This is a genomic window from Sulfitobacter sp. HI0129, from assembly GCF_001635395.1.
Classification (GTDB): domain Bacteria; phylum Pseudomonadota; class Alphaproteobacteria; order Rhodobacterales; family Rhodobacteraceae; genus Sulfitobacter.
Window position 1 is genome coordinate 1 of sequence record NZ_LWGH01000897.1, and the last position, 7,606, is coordinate 7,606.

7 protein-coding genes are annotated in these 7,606 nt (G+C 63.3%); 3 read left to right on the forward strand and 4 right to left on the reverse strand.

From position 1 onward, the window contains the following. On the reverse strand, nucleotides 1-290 hold a 290-nt coding region (locus A3764_RS20735), incomplete at its 3' end, for a GNAT family N-acetyltransferase (protein ID WP_443069402.1). A gap of 166 nt (nucleotides 291-456) precedes the next feature. On the opposite strand from A3764_RS20735, the gene A3764_RS20740 reads away from it, so the two are divergent. The 3 genes from A3764_RS20740 to A3764_RS20750 all read left to right on the forward strand — a co-directional run bounded on the left by A3764_RS20740 (nucleotide 457) and on the right by A3764_RS20750 (nucleotide 3,141). Next, complete coding sequence (locus A3764_RS20740; protein WP_067920188.1) at nucleotides 457-1,365, forward strand: LicD family protein; 909 nt, start codon at nucleotides 457-459, stop codon at nucleotides 1,363-1,365. Beyond that, nucleotides 1,362-1,793, forward strand: coding sequence for a glycerol-3-phosphate cytidylyltransferase (gene tagD / locus A3764_RS20745; protein WP_236628275.1), 432 nt, complete (start codon nucleotides 1,362-1,364; stop codon nucleotides 1,791-1,793). Before A3764_RS20740 ends, tagD begins: the two co-directional genes overlap by 4 nt. A gap of 142 nt (nucleotides 1,794-1,935) precedes the next feature. Further along, a complete protein-coding gene (locus tag A3764_RS20750; protein ID WP_067920193.1) occupies nucleotides 1,936-3,141 on the forward strand; it encodes a multidrug effflux MFS transporter in 1,206 nt (401 codons plus the stop codon). A 3-nt stretch (nucleotides 3,142-3,144) separates the two neighbouring features. On the opposite strand, the gene A3764_RS20755 is transcribed toward A3764_RS20750, so the two are convergent. Genes A3764_RS20755 through A3764_RS20765 form a run of 3 tightly spaced genes read right to left on the reverse strand, consistent with a single transcriptional unit; the run spans nucleotide 3,145 to nucleotide 7,488 of the window. Then, entirely contained in the window at nucleotides 3,145-3,441 is a 297-nt protein-coding gene (locus A3764_RS20755; protein WP_067920195.1) for a hypothetical protein, read from the reverse strand. A 20-nt stretch (nucleotides 3,442-3,461) separates the two neighbouring features. Beyond that, complete coding sequence (mfd, locus tag A3764_RS20760) at nucleotides 3,462-6,929, reverse strand: transcription-repair coupling factor (RefSeq protein ID WP_067920197.1); 3,468 nt, start codon at nucleotides 6,927-6,929, stop codon at nucleotides 3,462-3,464. Nucleotides 6,930-6,960: 31 nt separating this feature from the next. Further along, the gene (locus tag A3764_RS20765) at nucleotides 6,961-7,488 is read right to left on the reverse strand and encodes a component of SufBCD complex (protein WP_150120624.1); all 528 of its coding nucleotides are present in this window, start codon (nucleotides 7,486-7,488) and stop codon (nucleotides 6,961-6,963) included. Nucleotides 7,489-7,606 lie beyond the last annotated feature (118 nt).

Below are 7,606 nucleotides of genomic sequence, written 5' to 3' on the forward strand. Positions count from 1 at the left end.
CCCACACCCCTGCCCCCCGCCTGCGCGCTCACATAGGTGCCGATGATCCCCCAGCCTTCCGGCAGGTCATAGGGGTTCCCCGGCGTGGCGCGTTTGAGGGACTGGAACCCCAGCAAGGTTCCGTCGTGGGTCATCGCGACGGAACATTCCACCCGATCCGGGTGGTCGATATAGTTCGATAGGACATGCGCGGGCGACCGGGGCCGGTCACTGCCCCATGTGTCCAATATGGCTGCCAGAACCGTGCTCATGGCCACGGCATCTTCCGGAACGGCTGGTCTGATGATCACGGCTATGGGCGTCCTCCCAAGCGTAGATTGGTCAAAGAATTGGCTAGGTAAGAATCCCGTTTACCTCAACCACCTGCATCAGACTGAAATCTTTTGCTTTGTGCCGCCCGGTCGCATAGGATTCCCGCCAGAGGGGCGCAAAGCCCCCGGCAGAACGAGCGGTGACATGAAAGATCAAGCGGACCTGTCCGATCAGGCCAAACGCACCCGTGTATCCGAGATCAGGTGGATGGCCCTGGCGGAGATCCTTACCGGAACAACCGGCCTTGATGCGCGCGCCTACCGCGCAGAGATCGAAACCCTCAAACGCCGCCCCCTTTCGACGGAATGGATCGAAGCCAACGTGATGCTTTCGTTCATCGCGCAGGTCCGGCCCAGCCGCACGACAGGCTATCTTGCACGGCTGCGCAGCCGCGCGGAACAGGAGGGCCGGGCAGCGGAGTTTGCCGAATTCGACCGCCGGTTGCGCGCCTATATCGCCCCCAAGGTCCTGACGAATCACGCTTTTCGCGATGGCAACTTCTCCACCGAGGATCACGGCGCCATCTGGGCCGGGGTCACCGCCCATATGGTGACGCTGGGCACCTTGGGCTATGAGGCGTTCCTGAATTCCGGCACCCTGCTGGGCGTCGTGCGCGACGGCAAGCTCATCGATCATGATGACGACGTCGACCTCGCCGTGTTGCTCCGCGCTGCGGATGCCGAAGCTGCCGCGCGGGAATGGACCGAGTTGAAAGGGAAGCTGCGCGAGGCAGGCGCGCTCGATCCCGAACAGATCGACAAACCCCAGATCTGCAAGCTGAAGCGCATCGGCGGGGTCGAAGTCGATCTTTTCCCGGCGTGGCAACAGGCAGGCCGGTTCTACGTCTATCCGCACACCCATGGTGACCTTGACGCAGCGGATGTCCTGCCCCTGCGCCCCGCGCCGCACGGGCCTTTCACCCTGCCGGCCCAGCCGGAAAAGATGCTTTCAGTGAATTACGGCGCCGGATGGCGCGAACCGGATCCGCTTTTCAAGTTTCCATGGGCCGAGGCCGATGCGAAATTTGCCCCCTTCCTCGAAAGGCTTTCATGATGCAGCCCTCCCGAAAACCGCGCGTCGTGCTGACCTATGGCACGTTCGACCTGTTCCACCACGGCCACGTCAACCTGCTGCGGCGGCTGGCGGACCTGGGCACTGAACTGATCGTTGGATGCTCCACCGATGCCTTCAACCAGATCAAGGGCAAACAATGCGTGATGTCCTACGAACAGCGCCGCACCATCCTTGAAAGTTGCCGCTACGTGGACCGGGTAATTCCGGAGGACACCTGGGAACAGAAGCGCTGCGACATCGTCAACTACAACGTTTCCACCTTCGCCATGGGTGATGACTGGACTGGTAAATTCGACGATTTGCAGGACATCGCACAGGTTCTCTATCTGCCGCGCACCCCGGAGGTTTCGACGACGGAGCTGCGCGCCCAGATCGGCGATCGGGAGCGGCGGGCCATGGGGCGCTGACTCCCCCGGCCCGGTCGTTCGAACCGACAACTCCTGATTGAAGTTTCCCGGCGGTTGGGATAGGTCTGACGCAGAACAGCGTCATTTCACGCGCCTTTCAACGTTCGGAATAGTTAATGACTCGCAACAGGTCGATTTTTCCATGAGTCGTGCCGAATTCGTCGCGCTGATCGCGATGATGTTCGCCACGATCGCCTTTTCCATCGACGCCATGCTGCCCGCCCTGCCCCAGATCGGTGCGGAGCTGTCACCCGAAGCGCCCTATCGAACCGGGCTGATCCTGACTTCATTCGCGCTCGGCCTTGGGGTCGGGACCTTTTTCACCGGCCCGCTGTCGGACGCCTACGGGCGGCGCAGCGTGGTCTTCGGAGGATCGGCGCTTTATATCGTGGCGGCGGGCGTGGCGTGGCAATCCCAGTCGCTGGAGATGATGCTGGCCGCCCGCGCCGTGCAGGGATTGGGGGCCGCAGGGCCACGCGTGGTAGCGCTCGCCATCACGCGCGATCTTTTCGCGGGGCGCGAAATGGCGCGGATCATGTCCATTGCCATGATGATCTTCGCGCTGGTCCCGGCCATCGCCCCCACCTTGGGCGCGGGCATCATTGCCGTCGGCGACTGGCACGGCATCTTCATTGCCTTCATGGTCTTTTCGCTGATCACCGTGATCTGGATGGGCTTGCGCCTGCCCGAAACCCTGCCCCCCGCAGAAAGACGCCCCCTGCAGTCCGGATTGATCTGGGCAGCCGTGCGCGAGATGGCGAGCCATTCGACGGTGCGGATGTCCATCGCCGTGCAGACCCTCGCCCTCGGGATGCTCTTCGTGACCTTGATGCTGGTGCAGCCGATCTATGAAGAGATTTTCGATCGGGGCGCGAGCTTTCCTTACTGGTTCGGTGCCGTGGCCATCGTGGCTGGCAGTGCGAGCCTGCTCAACGCGCTGCTGGTGGTGCGTTACGGGATGCGGCGGCTCGTGACGATCACGCTGGCTATGCAGATCGCCCTCTCCGGCGGAATGCTGGCGCTGGGGACAGGCCAATGGGCCGATCCCTACAGTTTTTACGCCTTCGTTCTCTGGCAGACCTGCCTGTTCTTTCAGGCCGGGCTGACGCTGGGCAACTTGACCGCGCTGGCGATGGAACCGATGGGCCATATCGCGGGCACCGCGGCCTCTGTCATCGGGGCGGTATCCACCGTGGGGGCGTCGCTCATCGCGTCGCCGGTAGGGGTGCTTTTCGACGGTACGATCACGCCGCTGGTGGGCGGCGTGCTGGCCATGGCGGTGCTGGGGTTCGTGCTGATGCTCATGATGGGCCGCGTCGAACGGCCAGAAGCCGCCCCCGCCGGTTAGCGCCTAGGCGTTGCAGACCACCGTGACATCGATATCGGTATAGATCACACCGCTTATCCGGCGCGTGATCTCGCCACTGCGGCCCGTTTCGACATAGCCGCGCGGACAGATAGCATTGGCCCGGCGCGCGATATCGGTATTGGGGGTGGGCGGTATGCCTATTGCACTGGCCCGGGTAACGGTGAACTGCGCGATGATGCGGCCATCGTCGGTCTTGCCCAGCACGCGCGCCTCTTCGGAAAAGATCATGGCGGCGCAGCCCGGCAGGGCCAGCAGCAGTGCGAATATGAGATGTTTCATGTAACGGCTCCCTCGGTACTCTAGTTGGATGCCTTAGCCTTCGCCTTCTTTTCCTTGGCGATGACATGTTCGGCCAGATCGCGGGCCACGGCGAAGGCGCCCTTGATCTTGTCGCTGTCCTTCTTCCAGTCGCGCCGCACGACGATCTTGTTGTCCTTCACCTTGGCCAGCCCGCGCTGATCTTGAATGAAGGCCACCAGACCCTCGGGCGAGGCGAACTTGTCATTGTGGAACTGGATCGTAGCACCCTTCGGGCCGCCATCCAGCTTTGCGATGCCCGCACGTTTACACATCGCCTTGATGCGCACCACCAGCAGCAGGGTGTTCACCTCCTTCGGCAGCGGCCCGAACCTGTCGATCAACTCGGCAGCAAAGCCTTCAAGCTCCACCTTGGTGGTGAGCGAAGAGAGCCGCCGGTAAAGCCCCAGCCGCACGTCGAGGTCGGGCACATAGTCTTCGGGGATCAGGACAGGCACGCCAAGGTTGATCTGCGGTGCCCATTGATCGTCGGCCTCGCTCAGCCCTTCCAGCTCGCCCGCCTTGATCTTGGCAATCGCCTCTTCCAGCATGGACTGGTACAACTCGAAGCCCACATCGCGCATCTGGCCCGATTGCTCTTCGCCCAAGAGGTTCCCGGCGCCGCGAATGTCCAGATCCTGCGAGGCCAGCGTAAAGCCCGCCCCCAGCGTATCGAGGCTCCCCAGCACCCGCAGCCGCTTTTCCGCCGCCGGCGTCAGCTTGGCCCGGGGCTTCGTGGTGAGATAGGCATAGGCCCGCGTCTTGGACCGTCCGACGCGGCCCCGTATCTGGTAAAGCTGCGCCAGCCCGAACATGTCGGCGCGGTGTACGATCATCGTGTTCGCCGTGGGGATATCGAGGCCCGATTCAACGATCGTCGTGGCCAGCAGAATGTCATATTTGCCGTCGTAGAAGGCGTTCATCCGGTCGTCGAGCTCCCCCGCCGCCATCTGGCCGTTGGCGACGATATAGGTCAGTTCCGGCAATTGCTCCTTCAGAAAGGTCTCGATCTCCGGGAGGTCGCTGATGCGCGGCACAACGTAGAAGCTCTGCCCGCCCCGGTAATGCTCGCGCAGCAGCGCCTCCCGGATCGTGACCGCATCGAATTCGGACACGTAGGTCCGGATCGACAACCGGTCCACCGGCGGTGTGCCGATGATCGACAGGTCGCGTACCCCGGTGAGGCTCAGTTGCAGCGTGCGCGGAATTGGCGTCGCCGTCAGGGTCAGCACGTGGATGTCGCTGCGCAGCGCCTTCAGCCGTTCCTTGTGGGTGACGCCGAAATGCTGTTCCTCGTCGATCACCAGCAGGCCGAGGTTGTTGAAGCGGATGCCCTTGGCCAGCAGCGCATGGGTGCCGATGACGATATCGACGGTTCCGCGCGCCATGCCGTCGCGGGTCTTCGCGGCTTCCTTGGCGGAAACGAACCGGCTAAGCTGGCGCACCTCCAGCGGGAAGCCGCGGAAGCGTTCTGCAAAGCTCTTGTAATGCTGGCGCGCCAGCAGCGTGGTGGGGGCGATCACCGCCACCTGCACGCCCGACATGGCGGCCACGAAGGCCGCGCGCATCGCCACCTCTGTCTTGCCGAAACCCACGTCGCCGCAGATGAGCCTGTCCATCGGGTTGCCGGAGGTCAGATCATCGACGACATCCTCGATGGCGCGCAGCTGATCGTCGGTTTCAGTATAGGGGAAACGCGCGGCAAAGGCGTCCCACATGCCGGGGGGCGGTTCCAGAACCGGGGCCTTGCGCAGCGCGCGTTCCGCCGCGATGCGAATGAGCTTGTCCGCCATCTCGCGGATGCGCTGTTTCAGCTTGGCCTTCTTCGACTGCCACGCGCCCCCGCCCAGCTTGTCCAGCAGCCCTTCCTCGTGGCCGTATTTGGACAGCAGTTCGATATTCTCCACCGGCAGATAGAGCTTCGAGCTTTCGGCATATTCCAGCAGCAGGCATTCATGGGCCGCTCCGGCGGCGGTAATGACCTCCATCCCCAGATAGCGCCCGATGCCGTGATCCACATGGACCACCAGATCACCGGGGCTGAGCGATTGCGCTTCGGTCAGGAAGTTTTCCGCCCGGCGCTTGCGGCGCGGCGAGCGGATCAATCGGTCGCCCAGCACGTCCTGTTCGGAAATCACCGTCAGGCCCGGCGCCTCGAACCCGTGTTCCAGCGCCCAGACCGCAAGGTGCAGCCCCCGTTTGCCGATCCGCGTGGCGTTGGTGATGGGGATCGCCTCCGCGATGCCCTCGTCTTCGATCAGGCCTGTCAGCCGCTCCCGCGCGCCTTCGGAATAGCTGGCGATGACCACGGGACCGACTTCGAGTTTTGCCTTAACATGCGACGCCAAGGCACCGAAAAGGCTGATGCTTTCCTGCTGTCGCTCCGGCGCGAAATCGCGCCCGATGCGCGCGCCCGCGTCCAGCACGCCGGGGCCGGTGGGTTGGGGCAGCGGGTTGAACTGGATGCGGCGGCGGCCCTCCATCGCGGTTTCCCACGCGGCATCGTCAAGGTAGAGCCCTTCTGGCGGGACGGGCTTGTAGACGCTGTCCATCTTGCTGCGGTTGGCCATGGCCAGCTTGCGGGTCTCATACTGATCCGCGATCGTGTCCCAGCGGGCTAGCCGCTGGGGCGTCAACTGGTCGTCGAGCGTGACAGTGGCCTCCGGCACGTAATCGAAGAGCGTCTCCAGATCGTCGTGGAAGAAGGCCAGCCAATGTTCCGCGCCCTGATGCTTGCGCCCGGCGCTGATCGCCTCATAGAGCGGATCGTCGGTTCCGGCGGCACCGAACTCGATACGATAGTTCTGACGGAAACGGGTGATCGCCGCCTCGTCCAGAATGACTTCGCTGACCGGGGCCAGTTCGACCTGATCGAGCTTTTCGGTAGTGCGCTGGGTGGCCGGATCGAAACGCCGCGCGCCGTCCAGCACGTCGCCGAAGAAATCGAGCCGCACCGGCCCCAGATCGCCCGGCGGGTAAATGTCGATGATACCGCCCCGGATCGCGTAATCGCCCGGCTCCATCACCGTAGGGCTCTGGGTAAAGCCCATCCGGACGAGGAACTGGCGCAGGCCCGCCTCGTCCACCCTGTCGCCCACCCGGGCGGAAAAGGCGGCATCACGCAGCACGTCGCGCCCCGGCACCCGCTGGGTCGCGGCATTGAGCGTCGTGAGCAGCACGAACTTTTCGGGCATCCCATGGACCAGTGCCGCGAGCGTTGCCATCCGCTGCGCGGAAATATCGGCATTGGGCGAGACCCGGTCATAGGGCAGGCAATCCCAGCCGGGAAAGACCACAACCGGCATCGAGGGGGCAAAGAACCGCAGGGCGGCCTGCATCGCCGCCATGCGCTTGTCGTCCCGGGCCACATGCAAAACCGGCGCGTCGGCGCGCGCCATCTCGTCGAGGATCGCTTTCGCGTCATAGCCCTCGGGCGTGCCGGAGAGGATCAGTTTGTCTTTGCGTGCCATGCGGCCTCAGTTGGGGTATGGGCGTCCGGTGTCAACCGCCGAGAGGTCCGATAACCAGGTTCTGATACATCCCCCAGAGCGCGGTGACAAAGATCGAGACCATGCCGATGATCTGTGTGTAGATCCGGTGACGCATGAGCCGCCGGAACAGCCGCTCGCCCGTCGCCTCCTCAACATGGATGAGCCGGGCGGTGGAAATGCTGAGCAACCCGACGAGCGACAGCGGCAGCGCCAGCAAAAAGACCGCCTGCGCGAATTCCATCCAGTAGACGAAACCCAGAAGCGCCAGCATCGTCAGGGCGAAACAGCCAAATCCCAGCAGCCACAGCCCCGAAACCCGCCCGATATAAAGCAGCCGGTTCACGTAGATGCGCACCAGATCCTCCAGATCTTCCTGCGCGGCACCGCCCTGGCGCTTGGCCCGCAGCACCATATCATAGGGCACGCCCATGATCCAATGGCTGCTGGTGGACCAGATGACCGCGAGCACGATCCAGTACCACAGGTTGGAGAACGACCGCATGTCGATCAGTTCGAATAGCGTCTGATACCAGTCCAAGTCTCACCCGGCTTTTTCGTTTGGCTGCGATGTCATACCCGCCACATCCGGCAATTCCTACCCTTGAGCGATGCAAAAATACGTGGCAAGCCCGAGGGGCCGGAACCTGAGGTATTTT

Coding starts and splice junctions, on each gene's coding strand:
- A3764_RS20740 (WP_067920188.1), top strand. CDS start 457: ATGAAAGATCAAGCGGACCTGTCCGATCAGGCCAAACGCACCCGTGTA.
- tagD (WP_236628275.1), top strand. CDS start 1,362: ATGATGCAGCCCTCCCGAAAACCGCGCGTCGTGCTGACCTATGGCACG.
- A3764_RS20750 (WP_067920193.1), top strand. CDS start 1,936: ATGAGTCGTGCCGAATTCGTCGCGCTGATCGCGATGATGTTCGCCACG.
- A3764_RS20755 (WP_067920195.1), bottom strand. CDS start 3,441: ATGAAACATCTCATATTCGCACTGCTGCTGGCCCTGCCGGGCTGCGCC.
- mfd (WP_067920197.1), bottom strand. CDS start 6,929: ATGGCACGCAAAGACAAACTGATCCTCTCCGGCACGCCCGAGGGCTAT.